General features: G+C 66.1%; 16 protein-coding genes. 7 read left to right on the top strand and 9 right to left on the bottom strand.

Annotated features, from left to right (window positions below):
- Positions 1 to 5 precede the first annotated feature (5 nt).
- The gene (locus DWV00_RS04215; protein ID WP_115532796.1) at positions 6 to 845 is read left to right on the top strand and encodes a SirB1 family protein; all 840 of its coding nucleotides are present in this window, start codon (positions 6 to 8) and stop codon (positions 843 to 845) included.
- Between the two features lie 161 nt (positions 846 to 1006).
- On the opposite strand, the gene DWV00_RS04210 is transcribed toward DWV00_RS04215, so the two are convergent.
- The 5 genes from DWV00_RS04210 to lpxK form a co-directional block, all read right to left on the bottom strand.
- Positions 1007 to 1765 carry a 3-hydroxyacyl-CoA dehydrogenase gene (locus DWV00_RS04210; protein ID WP_115532314.1) on the bottom strand — a complete coding sequence of 253 codons (759 nt, stop codon included), beginning with the start codon at positions 1763 to 1765 and terminating at the stop codon, positions 1007 to 1009.
- A gap of 161 nt (positions 1766 to 1926) precedes the next feature.
- Positions 1927 to 2589, bottom strand: coding sequence for an adenylate kinase (gene adk / locus DWV00_RS04205; protein ID WP_115532313.1), 663 nt, complete (start codon positions 2587 to 2589; stop codon positions 1927 to 1929).
- Between the two features lie 265 nt (positions 2590 to 2854).
- Positions 2855 to 3673, bottom strand: coding sequence for a 3-deoxy-manno-octulosonate cytidylyltransferase (kdsB, locus tag DWV00_RS04200; RefSeq protein ID WP_115532312.1), 819 nt, complete (start codon positions 3671 to 3673; stop codon positions 2855 to 2857).
- 50 nt (positions 3674 to 3723) lie between these two features.
- Positions 3724 to 3930 (bottom strand): Trm112 family protein, encoded by a 207-nt coding sequence (locus DWV00_RS04195; protein ID WP_115532311.1) that lies wholly within the window; start codon positions 3928 to 3930, stop codon positions 3724 to 3726.
- A complete protein-coding gene (gene lpxK / locus DWV00_RS04190; protein ID WP_181885357.1) occupies positions 3911 to 4939 on the bottom strand; it encodes a tetraacyldisaccharide 4'-kinase in 1029 nt (342 codons plus the stop codon). The genes DWV00_RS04195 and lpxK overlap by 20 nt, the downstream gene beginning before the upstream one ends.
- Before the next feature lie 400 nt (positions 4940 to 5339).
- Here lpxK and xseA point away from each other — a divergent pair, with 400 nt between their 5' ends.
- On the top strand, positions 5340 to 6743 hold the full coding sequence (gene xseA, locus DWV00_RS04185; protein ID WP_115532310.1) for an exodeoxyribonuclease VII large subunit: 1404 nt from the start codon (positions 5340 to 5342) through the stop codon (positions 6741 to 6743).
- Positions 6744 to 7070: 327 nt separating this feature from the next.
- Positions 7071 to 7649 (top strand): superoxide dismutase [Fe], encoded by a 579-nt coding sequence (gene sodB / locus DWV00_RS04180; protein WP_115532309.1) that lies wholly within the window; start codon positions 7071 to 7073, stop codon positions 7647 to 7649.
- Positions 7650 to 7764: 115 nt separating this feature from the next.
- On the opposite strand, the gene clpP is transcribed toward sodB, so the two are convergent.
- Positions 7765 to 8400 carry an ATP-dependent Clp endopeptidase proteolytic subunit ClpP gene (gene clpP, locus DWV00_RS04175; protein ID WP_115532308.1) on the bottom strand — a complete coding sequence of 212 codons (636 nt, stop codon included), beginning with the start codon at positions 8398 to 8400 and terminating at the stop codon, positions 7765 to 7767.
- Positions 8401 to 8657: 257 nt separating this feature from the next.
- Here clpP and DWV00_RS04170 point away from each other — a divergent pair, with 257 nt between their 5' ends.
- A complete protein-coding gene (locus DWV00_RS04170; RefSeq protein ID WP_115532307.1) occupies positions 8658 to 9632 on the top strand; it encodes a sigma-70 family RNA polymerase sigma factor in 975 nt (324 codons plus the stop codon).
- A gap of 64 nt (positions 9633 to 9696) precedes the next feature.
- Here DWV00_RS04170 and DWV00_RS04165 read toward each other — a convergent pair whose 3' ends face one another.
- Together DWV00_RS04165 and DWV00_RS04160 are read right to left on the bottom strand one after the other, a co-directional pair.
- Positions 9697 to 10971: a sensor domain-containing phosphodiesterase gene (locus DWV00_RS04165; protein WP_115532306.1), complete on the bottom strand. Its 1275-nt coding sequence runs from the start codon at positions 10969 to 10971 to the stop codon at positions 9697 to 9699.
- Between the two features lie 298 nt (positions 10972 to 11269).
- Positions 11270 to 12724, bottom strand: a complete 1455-nt coding sequence (locus DWV00_RS04160) for an aminotransferase-like domain-containing protein (RefSeq protein ID WP_115532305.1) — start codon at positions 12722 to 12724, stop codon at positions 11270 to 11272.
- Positions 12725 to 12865: 141 nt separating this feature from the next.
- On the opposite strand from DWV00_RS04160, the gene DWV00_RS04155 reads away from it, so the two are divergent.
- Positions 12866 to 13183, top strand: a complete 318-nt coding sequence (locus DWV00_RS04155; protein ID WP_115532304.1) for a DUF2917 domain-containing protein — start codon at positions 12866 to 12868, stop codon at positions 13181 to 13183.
- A gap of 76 nt (positions 13184 to 13259) precedes the next feature.
- Complete coding sequence (locus DWV00_RS04150) at positions 13260 to 14678, top strand: CoA transferase (RefSeq protein WP_115532303.1); 1419 nt, start codon at positions 13260 to 13262, stop codon at positions 14676 to 14678.
- A 34-nt stretch (positions 14679 to 14712) separates the two neighbouring features.
- Here the strand turns inward: DWV00_RS04150 and DWV00_RS04145 are convergent, their stop codons facing one another.
- Positions 14713 to 15462, bottom strand: a complete 750-nt coding sequence (locus tag DWV00_RS04145; protein ID WP_115532302.1) for a GntR family transcriptional regulator — start codon at positions 15460 to 15462, stop codon at positions 14713 to 14715.
- Positions 15463 to 15643: 181 nt separating this feature from the next.
- On the opposite strand from DWV00_RS04145, the gene DWV00_RS04140 reads away from it, so the two are divergent.
- Positions 15644 to 16486, top strand: a complete 843-nt coding sequence (locus tag DWV00_RS04140; protein ID WP_115532301.1) for an aldo/keto reductase — start codon at positions 15644 to 15646, stop codon at positions 16484 to 16486.
- Positions 16487 to 16801: the final 315 nt, after the last annotated feature.

Genomic DNA, 16801 nt, shown 5'->3' with positions numbered 1-16801 from the left:
CGGCCATGACATCCGTACTCGATTACTTCGCCACCCTCGTTGCCGACGACGACAGTCTGCCTCTCACCGAGACAGCGGTCTCGCTCGCGCAAGATGCGTATCCCGATCTCGATCTCGAAGGCGTGCTCGCGGAACTCGACGAGCTCGCGCTGCGCCTGAAGCGGCGTCTGCCCGAGGGCGCCGATTTGACGGAGAGGATCGGTGCGCTGAATCGCTTCTTCTTCCGCGAGCTTGGGTTCGCCGGAAATCTGAACGACTACTACGATCCGGACAACAGCCACCTGAACGTCGTGCTCAAGCGCCGGCGCGGCATTCCGATCTCGCTCGCGGTCCTGTATCTGGAACTGGGGGAGCAAATCGGCGTGCCCGTGAAGGGCGTCTCGTTCCCCGGGCACTTCCTGCTGCGCGTCACCCTGCCCGAGGGCGACGTCATGCTCGATCCGACAACGGGCCAGTCGCTGTCCGAGACGCAGATGGTGGACATGCTGGAGCCCTACATCTCGCATACCGAGCAGTCGGTCGGCAACGCGCTGCGGATGCTACTGCAGCCCGCGACGGGGCGGGAGATCGTCGCGCGCATGCTGCGCAATCTAAAGGCCGTGTATCTGCAATCGGAGCGCTGGCAGCGGCTGCTGTCGGTGCAGCAGCGGCTCGTCGTCTTGCTGCCCGGCAGTATCGAGGAGGTGCGCGACCGTGGTTTCGCCTACGCCCGGCTCGATTATCTGCGTCCGGCGCTCGAGGATTTGGAGCGTTATTTGGACGATCGTCCCGACGCCGAGGATGCGACGACGGTCGAGTCGCAGTTGAACGAATTGCGCCAGCGCACCGACCACGGCGAGGATTGATCAAGCGCGCCGTGAGCGGCGCCCCGCGGCCGTTTTGTAGTCGCTCGGCGCGGATTCGTTCGGCTGCTGAGAAAGGTATCGAATAAAAGACAACGCCCGGCCGGCGCGTAAGCGCTGGCCGGGCGTTGTCGTATGGCGGTACGGCTCGCGGTGCGTGCCGCTTACTTCGGCTGCATCCGAATCGCGCCGTCAAGGCGGATCACTTCGCCGTTCAGCATCGGGTTGTCGAAGATTTGCTTGACGAGCATCGCGTACTCGTTCGGTTTGCCGAGCCGGGGCGGGAACGGCACCATCGCACCGAGCGCGTCCTGCACTTCCTTCGGCATGCCGAGCAGCATTGGCGTTTCGAAGATCCCGGGCGCGATCGTCATCACACGAATCGCATTGCGCGACAGATCGCGCGCGACGGGCAGCGTCATGCCGGCGACGCCGCTCTTGGACGCCGCGTAGGCCGCTTGGCCGATTTGTCCGTCGAAAGCGGCCACCGAGGCCGTGTTGACGATCACGCCGCGCTCGCCGTTCGCGTTCGGCTCGTTCTTCGACATCTCGAAGGCTGCGAGCCGCAGCATGTTGAACGTACCGATCAGGTTGATTTCGATCGTGCGCTGAAACTTCTCGAGCGGGTGCGGGCCGTCTTTGCCGACGGTCTTGACGGCCGGTGCGACGCCCGCGCAGTTGACGAGCCCGACGAGCGGGCCGAGCCGCGTCGCGGCTTCGACGGCCGCTTTGGCGTCGGCCTCGCGGCTCACGTCGCATTTGACGAAGACGCCGCCGATCTCACTCGCGAGCTGATTCCCCGCATCTTCGTTCAAATCGGCGATCGCGACCTTCCCGCCCTGTTCGGCGAAAAGCCGTGCCGTTGCCGCGCCGAGGCCCGACGCGCCGCCGGTGATCAAAAATGCGTTGCCGCGAATCTCCATGCTGAAGCTCCTTTCATTTTCCAAGAGGGTGCAGTGCTGCCGCCGCCCGGCTCGTGACCGGTTGGCATGCGGACCGCCGACGATTGTAATCGCTAGTGCCCATGATCGGCGGACGTAAAAAAACCCGCCGCGAGGGCGGGTTTTGCGGATCCGGCCGCGCCTTACTTCAGCGCATCGAACACGCGCTGACGAATTTCGTCGACGCTGCCGAGGCCCGAGATCCGGCGATACTGCGGCGCGCTCAAGCCGTTTTCGACACCGCGCTGCGCCCATTGCTGGTAGTAATCGACGAGCGGCTTCGTTTGCGCGACGTAGACGTCGAGACGCTTTTTCACCGTCTCTTCCTTATCGTCCTCGCGCTGGATCAGCGGCTCTCCCGTGACGTCGTCCTGCCCTTCGACCTTCGGCGGATTGAACTTGACGTGATAGGTGCGCCCCGATTGCGGGTGCGTGCGGCGCCCGCTCATGCGCACGATGATCTCGTCGAACGGCACGTCGATCTCCAGCACGTAATCGATCGCGACGCCGGCTTCCTTCATCGCTTCGGCTTGCGGCAGCGTGCGCGGGAAACCGTCGAACAGATAGCCGTTCTTGCAGTCGGCCTCGAGCAGGCGCTCCTTCACGAGGTTGATGATGAGCGCATCGGGAACGAGTTCGCCCGCGTCCATGTAGCGCTTGGCCTCGACGCCCAGCGGCGAGCCGGCCTTGACGGCCGCGCGCAGCATGTCACCGGTCGAAATCTGCGGAATCCCGAACTTTTCCTTGATGTAGTTAGCCTGGGTACCCTTGCCGGCGCCCGGCGCGCCCAACAGGATCAAACGCATGCTGTTCTCCGAATCGTATGTGAATGCTGCGGCGCGAAAAACAAACGCAAATCAAAATGCCGATGGCATTGCGCTTCCGACCGATTTCCGACCTTTGCGTCGCGGCCGGCGCAAAGGCGCATCGGCCGCTCTCGCGGGGCCTACCGCATCGTAGGAACGATACGGGAAGCCGCCGGTGGGCGACAAGGCAAACGAACGGGGACCAGAAGCGAATAGTGCGAATGCTCGCGCAATCGGCCCTGATTATGCCATGCGTTAGCCGCTGTTAGCGCTTTGACAGAAAAAGCGTTCGCACGCGTTCGAGATCGGCCGGCGTGTCGACGCCGGGCGCCGGCGCCTCTTGCGTCACGCGCACGGCAATGCGTTCGCCGTGCCACATGGCGCGCAACTGCTCGAGCATCTCGGCTTGTTCGATCGGCGCTTGGGCGAGCGCGGGGTACGTGCGCAGGAATCGCGCGCGGTAGGCGTACAGGCCGATGTGCCGCAGCACGGCGCCCGCCCGCGGCGCGGGCATGGCGGCGACGTCGATCGCTTGCGCGCCGCACTGCGGCCCGTATGCGTCGCGCTGCCAAGGGATCGGCGCGCGCGAGAAGTACAGCGCCACGCCGCGCGCGTCGAGCACGACCTTCACGACGTTCGGGTTGAAGACCTCGGCGGCATCGACGATCGGATGCGCGGCCGTCGCGATCGCGCAGTCGGGGCGATCGGCCAGGTGCGACGCGACGTCGCGCACCAGTGCCGGGTCGATCAGCGGCTCGTCGCCCTGCACGTTGACGACGATCGTGTCGTCGTCCAGGCCGAGCTGCGTCGCGACTTCGGCGAGGCGGTCCGTGCCCGACGGATGATCGGCGCGCGTGAGCAGTGCATCGAACCCATGCGATTGCGCGGCCGCGAGCACGCGCGCGTCGTCGGTCGCGATCAGCACGCGCTGCGCGCCGGCTTCGCGCGCACGTTCGGCCACGCGCACGACCATCGGCTTGCCGGCGATGTCGGCGAGCGGTTTTTCAGGCAGGCGGGTCGAGGCGAGACGGGCAGGGACGACGGCGACGAAAGGCGGTGCGTCGTGACGAGCGTTGGCGGTCATCGAGGTGCGTGAAAAGGCTGGAAGGGAGTGCGCGGCGCAGGTTGGGCGCGTTACGCGCCGCCCGTCGGGTCGAGCGGCTCGACCGGCGTGCCTTCGACGGTCTGGCGCGCTTCGTCGACGAGCATGACGGGAATGCCGTCGCGAACCGGGTAGGCGAGTTTATCGGCGTTGCAGATCAGCTCCTGCTGAGCGCGGTCGTAGGTCAGCGGCCCCTTGCAAATCGGGCAAACGAGGATTTCAAGCAGGCGAGCGTCCACGGAGTTTCTCCACAACCAGAGCAATGAGGCGAGCGGGCAGCGTGGCTTCGACCGGGACTACCCAGATGCGAGCGTCACGCCAAGCGCCCAATTTTACTGCATCCTTCTCGGTCACCAGGATCGCGTCGACGGTTTCGTCGACGAACGGGTTGTCGTGAAACGCGTAGTGATCGGGCAGCGGACGTGTGGCCGGGGCCAGGCCGGCCGCGCGCAGCGTCGCGAAAAAGCGCTCCGGCGCGCCGATGCCGGCGGCGGCCAGCACGCGGGTGCCGGCGAACTGCGCGAGCGGGCGCCGCAGGCTCGGATCGGCGAGGTGCCATGCGTCGCCCGGGGTCAGCGAGAGCGCGAACGTGTCGGGCCACGGCGGCAGCGCGCGCTCGAACGGATTGTTGACGAGCGTGGCGTCGCGGCGCCGCGAAAGCGGCTCGCGCAGGGGGCCGGCGGGCAGCAGAAAGCCGTTGCCCGCCAGGCGCTGATCGAAGACGACGAGTTCGACGTCGCGCTCGAGGCGGTAGTGCTGCAGGCCGTCGTCGCTGACGATCACGTCCACGTCGATGTGCGCCGCTCGCAGCGCTTTCGCGCACGCGACGCGGTCGCGCGAGACCCAGACGGGCGCGCTCGTGCGGCGGGCGATCAGCACAGGCTCGTCGCCGACCTGGCTCGCCGACGAAGCCGACGTGACGGGCCGCGGTTCGCTGCCCTTCGATCCGTATCCGCGCGAGACGACACCCGGCGTGAAGCCGGCCGCGCGCAGCGCTTCCACGAGCGCGATGACGGTGGGCGTCTTGCCGGTGCCGCCGACAGTCACGTTGCCGACGACGACGATGGGTACGTCCACTTTCACGCGCTCGCGCCAGCCGAGCGCGAACGTCGCGCGCCGGACAGCCGCGATCGTGGCGAACAGGCAGGCGAGCGGCGTCATGGCCCACGCGAAAGTGCCGCGGCGCTGCCATTCGCGCGTGACGTAAGCTTCGGCGCGTGCTTTGAGTCGGTCGGCCATGCGATCCATGTGCGTGGTCGTCAGGTTGTCGAAGGTTAGGAAGAAGGACCCGGCACTGTAGCGTGCTCGGCAAGACCGCGGCAAGCGGCGGCCGGCCCGCGAGCGCGCCGGCGGATTTCGCCGCGTCGACACGGGCTGTGGATAACTCTGTGAAGAACTTCCTACGCCGCAGCCCGGGAAGCCGATAAATCGGACTTCTTATCGGCCATGCCCAATGTTCTGTTGAGAAATATGCTTTAAAAATCAATAATTTGCGACGGATGCTCGCGCTTTTCAGCGGTTCCCTTCGTGATTCTCCGCCATCGGATGGCATGCTCCGCTATGTGGGAAACCTTGCACGCGATGGCGAGCGTACTGGACGTCGGCCGCGCGGCGGTCTATCGTCTGACCGGCTAAAAAAAGGTTCTGCATGCAATCTCGCCCTCCATTTCCACCCGGCGGCGGCGGCGCGCCGTCCTCCGCCAGTCCGTTCGACGCCGACGTGGCCGTTCCCGTTTCGGTGCTCAACCGGGCGATCGGCACGATGCTCGAGCGATCGTTTCCGCTCGTTTGGGTTGCCGGCGAAGTCTCGAATTTCACGCGGGCGGCGAGCGGCCATTGGTATTTTTCGATCAAGGATGCGGGCGCGCAGATGCGCTGCGTGATGTTTCGCGGCCGCGCCCAGCACGCCGAATTCACGCCGCGCGAAGGCGACAAGATCGAAGTGCGCGCGCTCGTCACGATGTACGAGCCGCGCGGCGAGCTGCAGCTGAACGTCGAGGCCGTCCGCCGCACCGGCACGGGCCGGCTCTACGAGCAGTTTTTGAAACTGAAGGCGCAGCTCGAAGCGCAGGGGCTGTTCGCGCCCGAGCGCAAGCGGCCGCTGCCGACGCACCCTCGCGCGATCGGCGTCGTGACTTCGCTGCAAGCCGCGGCGTTGCGCGACGTGCTGACGACGCTCGCGCGCCGCGCCCCGCACGTTGCCGTCATCGTCTACCCGGCGCCCGTGCAGGGCGCGGGAGCGGCCGAGAAGGTCGCGGCGATGATCGAGACCGCGAACGCGCGCCGGGAAGTCGATGTGCTGATCGTCTGCCGGGGCGGCGGCTCGATCGAGGATCTGTGGTCCTTCAACGAAGAAGGCGTCGCGCGCGCGATTGCCGAGAGCGCGCTCCCGGTGGTAAGCGGGGTCGGCCACGAGACGGATTTTACGATCGCCGATTTCGCGGCGGACGTGCGCGCGCCGACCCCGACGGGCGCCGCCGAACTCGTGAGCCCCCAGCGCACGCTGCTGCTGCGCGAGCTCGACCATCGCACGACCGCGCTGGCGCGGGGCTTCGGGCGGCTCATGGAGCGGCGCGCTCAGCAACTCGATTGGCTTGCGCGCCGGCTCGTGAGCCCCGCCGAGCGGCTGCGGCGCCAACGGACGCATCTTCAGCAATTGCGGGCGCGGCTGGCGTCGGCGGGCGGGCGCCCGTTGCGCGACGCGCAGGCCCGGTTTGCGCTGGTGCGGCTCTCCTGGCAGCGCTGGCGCCCTGATCTCGCGGCACCGCGCGCGGCGCTGGCCGGGCTCTCGCGCCGGCTCGACGCCGGCCTCGATCGGCAGGGCGAGCGGCGCACGGCGCAAGTGGGCACGCTCGCGGCCCGGCTCGAGGTGCTCAGCCCGCAGCGCACGCTGGAGCGCGGTTACGCGGCGCTCATCGACGCGCAGACGGGGCGCGCGGTGCGCTCGCCGTCCGCGCTCAAGCGGGAGAAGCGGCTGACCGTCCATGTGGCCGAAGGGTCGGCCGACGTCACGCTGAAAGACGTGCAGCCGAGACTGACCGACGGTTTCTAGGACTGACCGGCGGTTTCTGATCGAAGCGCCGGCCGTTCAAACCTTCAAAGCTTTCACGTGCCCGGCGCCGAACGAACGTCGTGGCCCGGCGCATGCTGAAGCGTTCGATGTCTCGCGCGCGGCAATCGGGCTCGATCGCCGGTCATCTCCGTCTATCCATGCGACGAAATGCACGTTGCGAGAGCATTTTTTACGCCGATCGAAGAGCAGGGCGGTCAATGCTGCGCATAAAGGCCGCCGGTTTGCGGGGTTATTCCAAGTCGCCTACAATCCATTGCTCTACAGCGTTAGTCGCCTACTTCCCCATAACACAGAAGGATCAGCACCATGGAACATACGCTCCCGCCGCTGCCGTACGCGAAGAACGCGCTCGCTCCGCATATGTCGGAGGAAACGCTCGAGTTTCACTATGGCAAGCACCATCAAGCCTACGTCACGAACTTGAACAACCTGATCAAGGGCACCGAGTTCGAAAACCTGCAGCTCGAAGAGATCGTCAAGAAGGCGTCGGGCGGTATCTTCAACAACGCCGCGCAAATCTGGAATCACACGTTCTTCTGGAACAGCCTGAAGCCGCAAGGCGGCGGCGCCCCGAGCGGTGCGCTGGGCGACGCGATCAACGCGAAGTGGGGCTCCTTCGACGCGTTCAAGGAAGCGTTCTCGAAGGCTGCCGCGGGCAACTTCGGTTCGGGCTGGACGTGGCTCGTGAAGAAGGCCGACGGCTCGGTCGACATCGTTTCGACGAGCAACGCCGCCACGCCTCTGACGACCGACGCCAAGGCACTGCTGACGATCGACGTGTGGGAACACGCTTACTACATCGACTACCGCAATGCGCGTCCGAAGTTCGTCGAAGCGTACTGGAACCTCGTGAACTGGGATTTCGCGGCGAAGAACTTCGCCTAACGCCAAGCGCCCAAGCGCCGGCTCATTGCCGAGGGTTGGGTGTCCGCTAGGGCGCCCACCCATCGATAAAGGCTCTCCGCATCGGAGGGCCTTTTTTCATGGCGCGGCGTTCGATTCAAAGCGACGTCCGCCGCGCGACGTCGGCCAGCGCGACGCGATCGGTCAGCACATCGTCGATGAGACCGTACTCTTTTGCCGCGGCGGCCGACATGAAATTGTCGCGATCGGTATCCTTCGCGATCCGCTCGATCGGTTGCCCGGTCCGTTCCGCGAGGACCTGATTGAGCCGCTCGCGCTGGAACAGCACTTCCTTGGCTTGAATCTCGATGTCCGCCGCCGTGCCTTGATTGCCGCCCGAGGGCTGGTGGATCATGATGCGCGCGTTCGGCAGCGCGAAACGCTTCCCTTTTTCGCCCGCGGCGAGCAAGAACGCCCCCATGCTTGCAGCGAATCCGGTACACAGCGTCGAGACTTGCGGTTTCACGAACTGCATCGTGTCGTAGATCGCGAGGCCGTCATAAACCGAGCCGCCCGGCGAATTGATGTAAAAGAAAATATCCTTGTCGGGGTTCTCGGACTCGAGAAACAGCATCTGCGCGACGATAAGACTCGCCGTTTCGTCGGTCACGGGCCCGACCAGAAACACGATGCGCTCGCGCAGCAAGCGGGAATAGATGTCGTAGGCGCGCTCGCCGCGACCCGATTGTTCGATGACGGTCGGCACGAGCTGGCTATGTGGGTAGGAAGGCATGGCGCTCCTCGGATAGGAATCGACGATGGCCGCCGGTCGAGCATACTCCGCGCGGGCGGTCCTCGCTGTCATGACGCACGGATGGGAAAGGACGTGACGGGGCTTCGACAAAACCGCCGCGCGTGAGGTGAATACGAAATCCGCGTTTCCGTCGGCAATGAAAAACTACGGAACGCACGTCACATCGAGGCGCGCTCGTCCGTCAATATGACGGAGGCGCACGGCGCGCCGACAGCTCGACTTTGGGAGCCAATTCAATGACGCAAGAAGAAAAAGACAAAACATCGGGTTTCGAGGCCGCCCGCGCGCGGCTCACGTCGATCGCCTATCGGATGCTCGGCAGCCGGGCCGAGGCCGAGGACGTCGTCCAAGACGCATGGCTGAAGTGGCACACGGCGGCCGCGGGCGATCTGCGCACGCCGCTCGCCTGGCTGACGACGGTGACGACGCGGCTCGCGATCGACCGCATCCGGCGCCTGCAGTCGGAGCAGGCGGCGCGTGCGAGCGAATGGGTGATGCAGCCGTGGCTCGACGACATGGCACCGTCGGCCGAAGACGAAGTGCTGCGTGCGGCTTCCGTATCCGAGGCCGTGGCGCTGCTGTTCGATCGCCTCTCGCCCGACGAACGCGCGGCGTTCGTCTTGCACGAAGCGTTCGATTACGACTATGCGCAGATTGCCGAGGTCGTCGGCAAAACCGCCGCGCACTGCCGCCAACTCGCGCACCGGGCCCGCCTGCGTCTGTCCGGCGGACAAGAGCGCGTGCCGAACGGCAAGCCGCGCGATCGCGTGGCGCCTGACGAACTCAGCATGGGCAACATCGAACGGTTGCGGGCGGCGATTCATGGCGCCGATGCGGTCAGTGCGATGCGGTTGTTCGTCGACAGTGCGGTGATCATTGCCGCCGCGGCCGGCAACGCGAGTCGGCCCCTGCAAACGGTGGACTCGGCCGTTGAATGCGCGGGAGCGGCAAACGAAGGGGCCGCGCTCGAAGCGCATGCGCTGCCGCACGATTGGGGGGGCGCGTTCGCGCTCGTGCGCGCGTGCGAGGTGGTCGGCCTGGTTCGCTTCCGTTCCGGGAGCGAAGGCTCGGGCGACGCGCGCGGCGCTTTCACGCTCGTGACGAGCGGGGTGGAAGTGGATGCGTTGAACCGCCGTTTCGGCGCGCGCGCGATCGCGCAATTGCTGGCGCGGATCGCCGGCGCGTCAGCGACGGCTCAGTGCGTGGCCTGACCGTGGCTTGACGTGATTACCGCAATGTCACTACGCTGCGGCCGCGGCGACGTTCACGGCTGGGTTAGCGCCCATGCGAGGCCGCTTCCCAATCGATATCGACGCACAGCACCTGCAGCCCGTGAGCGGTTTGCGCGGCGACCGACGCCGTGACGCACAAATGGGCCTCGTTCAGCGAGAGATACGGCGCCGTGACGTGCACGGGCCCCGGCGCCTGGACGGCTTCGGTGAAGTAGGGGCGATGGGCCCAGTTCGCGCCTTCCGAGTGCAGCAGCGGCTTGAAACGCTTCGCGCGCCGCGAGACGCGGCCGCTCGGCACGACGTTGTCGCCGATTTGCCGGCCTTGAGCGTCCAGCAAGAAGCAGCGCGCCGTGTCCGACAGCTTCAAAAGCTCATCGCATGCTGCATCGACCGGCGTGCCGGCCACGAAGCGCGTGCAGGCTTGTTCCAGCGATTTCACATACGGCGCGAGGCGCGCGGCTTGCGCGCGCTCGCGAACCGCGATGCGCTTGCGCAAGGCCGCCGACAACGCATCGACGAGCCCCGCCGCGGCTTGCGGCTCCACGGGTTGCGCGCTGGGCTCCGCGAAATAGCTGCCTTGAACGAAGTCGACGTTGCACTCGAGTGCGATCAACGCGTCGCGCTCCGTCGTCAGACCGCCCATCAACACGAGCTGCCCCGATTCATGCAGCAGCGAGACGAGTTGCGGCAGCACGCGTTCGAAGTGCGAGTGCTCGCTCGCTTGCGCCAGGATGCCGCGATCGAGCGAAACGATGTCCGGATGCAGATGCCAAACGCGGTCGATGTTCGAGTGCTTCGCCCCGAACCCGCCGAGTGCGATCAGAAAGCCCGATTTGCGCAGGCTGTCGACGATCTCGGCGAAGCGGCCCGTTTCGCCGCCCGCTTGCTCGGGGACTTCGAGCACGACACGCTGCGGCGGCAGGCTCAGCGACTTCAGATTCGCGAGCAGTGCGTCCCCGTAGCTCGTATCCATCAGCGCGGCCGGATGCAGGCTCAGGAAGAGCCACTCGTCGTGACCGTCGATCGCGCTGAAATTGCCCAGATGCAGCGACTCGGCGAGCCGCCCGAGCTCGAGCAGATCGCCGCGCCGCGCGGCCTGCCCGAAGACGTCGCGCGAGGGGACCGGCCGTCCGTGTTCGTCGTGCGCGCGCAGCGACGCGTGATAGCCGATCGCGCGGCGATGCGAGACCGAAAACACCGGTTGGAACACGCTGAATACGGTGTAGCCGCCATAGACGACGGTGCGGCGGCTACCCTCATCGTCCGCGACGGGACGAGGCGGTTGAAAGCCGGGAGGATCGAGGTCGATCATGCTCATGGGAAATCGGACGGAAGTGAATACAGGCGCCGCGGGGTGCCTCGCGAGCCAAGCTGCCCTTCAGCGACACTTTCAAGACAGCACTGAACGCTGGCTCAACTGTACAGCATACGCCAGCAAGATTTATGCAAGATGACGATGCGCTTGCCGGCGGGCCGAACCGGCGGGCCGAACTCGAGCGCGCGCCGCTCCGCATGATGCGTGCGCGCACAACGCCGGTGCCGTGCGCCCCAACGCGGCGCTCCGGCGGGGTCGTTCCGCGCGGTGTGGGCGGAGAGGCCCGGGACGAGCTTTAGCTTTAGTCGACGAGCGCGCGCTCGTTTGCGCCCGAGGGGCGCGCGTCGCCGCTCGGCGCCAACTGTCCCGCGCGGGCGAAGAACGCGTGAGCGCGCCGATCTTGCGCATAGGCGGCGTTGATCCGGATCCACGGGCTCGATTCCCCGTGCGGACGGAAGTAGCTGCCCGCGGCGATCGTCACGCCGCATTCGGCCGCGCACTCGATCAACGTTTGCGAATCGTCGATATGCGGCACGCGCGCCCAGATGAACTTGCCGCCGGCCGGCGGCGCGAACAGTTGCCAGCCGTGTGCCTCGAGCGTGCGCGTCGTCGTGCCCAGCGCGTCGGTCATGCGGCGCCGGAGCCGTTCCAGGAACTTGCGGTAGGCGCCGCGCTCGAGCATCGCCAGCGTGACCGCCTCGGCGAACTGCGAGCCGCTGATGCTCGTGAGCATCTTGATGTCCCCGAGGTCCTTGACCGTCTTGCGGCTCGCGGCGATGAAGCCGATCCGCAGCGACGACGACAGCGTTTTCGACAATCCGCCGATATAGATCACGCGTTCGAGCTGATCGAGCGCGGCAAGCCGGTCGGTCGTATCCGCTTGGAAATCGGCGTAGATGTCGTCCTCGACAATCGTGAAGTCGTGCTCGTGCGCGAGCTGCAGCAGGCGAAAGGCGACCGACGGCGCCACGACCGTCCCGGTCGGATTATGAAAAACCGTGTTGACGAACAGCGCTCGCGGGCGATGCCGCTTCAGCTCGGCCTGCAGCGCTTCGATGTCCGGCCCCGTGGCCGTGCGCGGAATGCCGACGACGTTGACGCCGTGCAACTTTAGGAGTCCGAATAAATTGTAGTAGCCGGGATCCTCGACGAACATCGTATCGCCCGCGCGCAGCATGTAGCGCACGATGAGATCGATGGCCTGGCTCGCACCGAACGTGACCAAGATCTGGGAGGCGTCGGCGCGGATCCCGAGCGGGGCGATGCGCGCCTGCAGGTGTTCGCGCAGCGCGGCGTTGCCGAGCGGCGTCGCGTAATCGATCAGCGATCCGGGATCGGTGCGCGCGACGTGGCGCACCGCCTGCGCGATGCCTTCCACGTCGCGCCACGGCTCGGGAATGAATCCGCTGCCGAGCTTGAGCGTGCCGCCCGGGTGATTGAACTGCTCGAGGATGTAGTTCGATTCCTCCTCGGCGCGGCGCGGGTCCGACGCGCCGCAGCGATCGAGCGCGGCCTGAGCGCGGCCGCTCACATAAAACCCCGACCCGTGGCGCGATTCGACGAGCCCCAGCGAGACGAGCCGGTCGTAGGCCTCGATCACGGGGAAGCGGCTGATGCCGCATTCGTGCGCGAGCTGGCGGATCGACGGCAGCTTGGCGCCCGCATGCGCGTCGCGAGAACGAATCCAGCGATCCATGGCCGCGACGATCTGCTCGGTCATCGGCACGCCGCTCGCGCGGTCGATCTCGATTTTCATCCTCGTCCTCCAACCGGCAACGGTAACTGTTCGGGATTTTGGCTGAACAGTTCGGCCGAAAACTGTTCGGTACTGTGCATGTGATTGTAGCCGTGCTATCGCAATAATGAATAGACGGAACAATTTTGAAGGAGTAAGGCGATGCGCGAAATCCGGACGTTCGAAATGGGATACGACGAACCCGCCACGGCATGGCGCGTGGACCGGTCGCTCGTCGTCGAGGTGGCGCACGGCACGCTTTGGCTGACGATCGAGGGCGACGCCGAAGACTATTGGCTCGATTCCGGTCAGTCGTTTTTGTTGCCCGCCGGGGCGCGGACGTGGATCGGCTCGGGGCGCGGCGACGTACGCGTGACGGTGAGGAGCGCGGGTTCGCGGGACGAGAGCGGCAAGCAGGAGGCGCTCGCTCGTCCGCGGCTGCCGGTGCCGGCTTTGCGCTTGCGCCAGGCCGCGGCTTGATCGCTTAAATCGAGATTGATCGGCATGGAGCGCGAACCTAGACTCGTCGACATCGTCACTTCGTTCTTTTCAGACCATGACTGCCTTCAGTGCGCTCGAACATATTTGGTCGTTGGCCGGTTGCGATGTAACTGCATTGGACGATGTCCGTCTTGTCGGCGAGGATCCGGGGCTGCCTTCCGTCTATCGCGTCGGTGCGCTCGCCGGCGCGACGATCGGTGCCGCCGCATTGGCCGCGGCGCAATGCCACCGGCTGCGCACCGGAATCGGTCAACGTATCGAAGTCGAGCAGCGGCGCGCGCTTGCCGTGTTTCGCAGCGAGCGGTATCTACGCATCGATGAAGGCGCCGCGCCGGAACTGCGCGATCCGTTGATGGGGTTTTATGAAACGCGCGATGGGCGCTGGATTCAGTTGCACACGAATTTTCCGCATCATCGGCAAGGCGTCGTCAATCTGCTCGGCTGCGCGAACGATCATGCGGGCGTCAGCGCGGCAATTCGGGGCTGGGACGGCGCCGCGCTCGATCAAGCGCTCGCCGATGCGGGGCTGTGCGCGGCGTTGATTAGGCGTCCGGACGAATGGGCCGCACTCGAACAGGCGTCGGCGATCGCCGCGCTGCCGCTGTTCGAGATCGAACGGATCGGCGGCGACGGTGAGGGCGATGCACGGCCAATGCCGATCGGCCGCGCGGCCGGTGCGATCGACGCCCGTCCGCTCGGCGGCGTGCGCGTGCTCGATTTGAGCCGCATCATTGCGGGGCCCGTGGCCGGGCGCACGCTCGCTCAGCATGGAGCCGACGTCTTGCTCGTCAACGGACCGCATCTGCCCAACATCGCGCCGCTCGTCATCGACAACGGCCGAGGCAAGCGTTCGGCGCTGCTCGATTTGCGCCGAGAGGACGAGCGGGCCACGCTGCACGCGCTCGCAAGCGAGGCCGACATCTTCCTGCAGGCTTATCGTCCCGGCGCGCTGGCGGCGCATGGGTTCTCGCCCGAGGCGCTGGCGCGGGCGCGGCCCGGGATCGTCTACGTGTCGATCTGCGCGTACGGGCATGCGGGCCCTTGGGCGCAGCGGCGCGGCTTCGACAGTCTCGTGCAATCGGCGAGCGGCATCGCCTGGACCGAGCGCGCGGCGGCCGGAGCGACGGCACCCAAGCATCTTCCTTGTCAGGCACTCGACCACGCGACCGGATATCTCGCCGCTTTCGGCGCGATGGCGGCGTTGCTGCGCCGGGCTGTCGAAGGCGGTAGCTGGCACGTGCGCGTTTCGCTGGCGCAAACAGGGCGGTGGCTGCAGTCGTTCGGTACGATCGCCGATGGATGGCGCGCGCCCGACGTGCCGCTGGACGCCGTGCGCGATCTGATGCAGACGATGGACTCGCCTTTCGGCAAGGTGCTGGCCACGGCGCCGGCCGAGACGATGTTGGCCACACCGCCTCGATTCGACCGGCCGCCGGTGCCGCTCGGCGCCGATGCGGCGAGCTGGACTGCCTAGCGCGGCGGTGTGCTAGGCACGGCGTGTGCGGCGACTACTTCCGAAGTTCGGCGACGAAGTCGTAGTAGTCGTTGCGGCAGTACGTGTCGGTCAACTCGATCGCGCGCTGATCGGTGGTGTAGCCGATACGCGTGATGAGCAGCAGGGCGTCGTGTGTCGCGATGCCCATCTGCAGCGCGATCTCGTCGCTCGCATTGACGGCGCGGAAATGCTGCAGGGCGCGCGTGATGCCGAGGCCCCGCTGTTCGAGATAGCTGTAGAGCGAATCGCCGATTGCGTTCGGATCGGGGATGACCGACGCGGGCAGCGTGGAATTCTCGACGGCCATGACGATGCCATTGGCGAGCCGCAGGCGCTTCAGACGCGTGACGGCCGCGGCCGGCGACAAACCGAGCTGGATGACTTCATCGCGGCTCGCCGGTTGAATCTCGCGCGAAATCCATTTGGAACTGGGCGTGAAGCCGCGCCGGCGCAGCATTTCGCTGAAGCTCGACAAACGCGAGAGGGGATCGTCGTAGCGTGGCGTGATGAAGCTTCCCGCGCCTTGAGTGCGGCGGATCAAACCTTGCTCCACGAGCAGTGCGATCGCCTTGCGGGCCGTGATGCGCGAAACGCCGAGCGCATCGGACAGCACGCGCTCCGAGGGCAGTGCTTCGCCGGCGTTCCAGCGGTTCTCGTGGATGGCCTGGCCGAGCTTGCGCGCGAGCTGCAGGTAAAGCGGCGTGTCGTTGTCCGGGTCCGGGCGCAAATCGCGCCAGCGGTCTTCGGAGGAAGCGTTGTTCATGGAATGTGCGCGGCGAGGGGCAAGCGGCAATTTTATGTCATCGCGGCGCCGTCAGGGCCGGATATCGACAGGTTGAAGCCGAGCATACGCGCCTCTGATACCGCCCATTCGTCGATGCAAGCGCAAGTCACGCCCCCGATGACTACACTGCATCCGATAGCCAATCGTTGAGGAGGTTGATATGACGCGCGACGACGCTTTCGTCACGCTGCCCGACGGCGAGCGTATCGCCCGGCTGGGGCAAGGCACCTGGGAAATGGGTGAGCGGCCCGAGCGGCGCTCCGCCGAGATCGATGCACTGCGCGCCGGTATCGAACTCGGCATGACGGTGATCGATACGGCCGAAATGTATGGCGAAGGGGAAACCGAAGCGTTGCTCGGCGAGGCGCTGGCAGGACTGCGCGATCGTATCTTCCTCGTCAGCAAGGTGTATCCGCACAATGCGGGCCGGCGTGGGGTCGTCGCTTCGTGCGAGGCGAGCCTGAAACGCTTGAAGACCGATCGGCTCGATTTGTATTTGCTGCATTGGCGCGGCGGTGTCCCGCTCGAGGAAACGGTCGAGGGCCTCGAGGGCTTGCGGCGCGGCGGGAAGATCCGGCACTGGGGCGTGAGCAACCTCGACGTCGACGACATGGACGAACTCGTCGACGCCGGTGGGCAGGCCTGCGCCGCGAATCAGATTCTCTACAACGTGGCCCGGCGCGGGCCCGAGTTCGATCTGCTGCCTTGGCTGAAGGCGCATCGGATGCCCGCAATGGCCTATAGTCCGATCGATCACATGCGCTTGCCCAAGCGATCGGTGCTGGATGAAATCGCGCGCGAGCGCGGTCTGACGCCGGTGCAGATCGCACTGGCGTGGGTGCTGTCGCAGCCTGGGGTCTGCGCTATTCCGAAGGCGGGCAGCGTCGAGCATGTGCGCGCGAATCGCCAGGCGCTCGACATCGTCCTCAACGAGCGGGAATTGGCGAAGATCGACGGTGAGTTCAAGCCGCCGCGCAGGAAGGTGCCGCTCGAGATGCTGTGATCGATACCGACGATGCTCGTCGGTCGTCGGTGCGTTCGCCGACAGTTCGCCGATGCGGGTTCGGCCGCTGAATCCGCCGATGATGATGCATCTTTGAGACGCGAGGCCCGAGGCGAGGCTTGAACGGCATGTGTCGCGCAAGGTAAGGTCGAGCCGGTCATCGAGGAGAGCGGTTACCACAAGGGGATATCCGCTCTCCGGCCGGTTGCGCACGCATCGATGATGTCGTTGATCGACGCGGCACTTGGTACGTCAGTGGTTGCTGCCGCTACCGGATCCATTGCCGCTGTTTCCGTTTCCGCCGGACCCATGGCC

Origin of the sequence: Trinickia dinghuensis (assembly GCF_003367175.1) — a bacterium.
Lineage (GTDB): Bacteria > Pseudomonadota > Gammaproteobacteria > Burkholderiales > Burkholderiaceae > Trinickia > Trinickia dinghuensis.
This window is presented reverse-complemented; position numbering and strand designations above follow the sequence as displayed.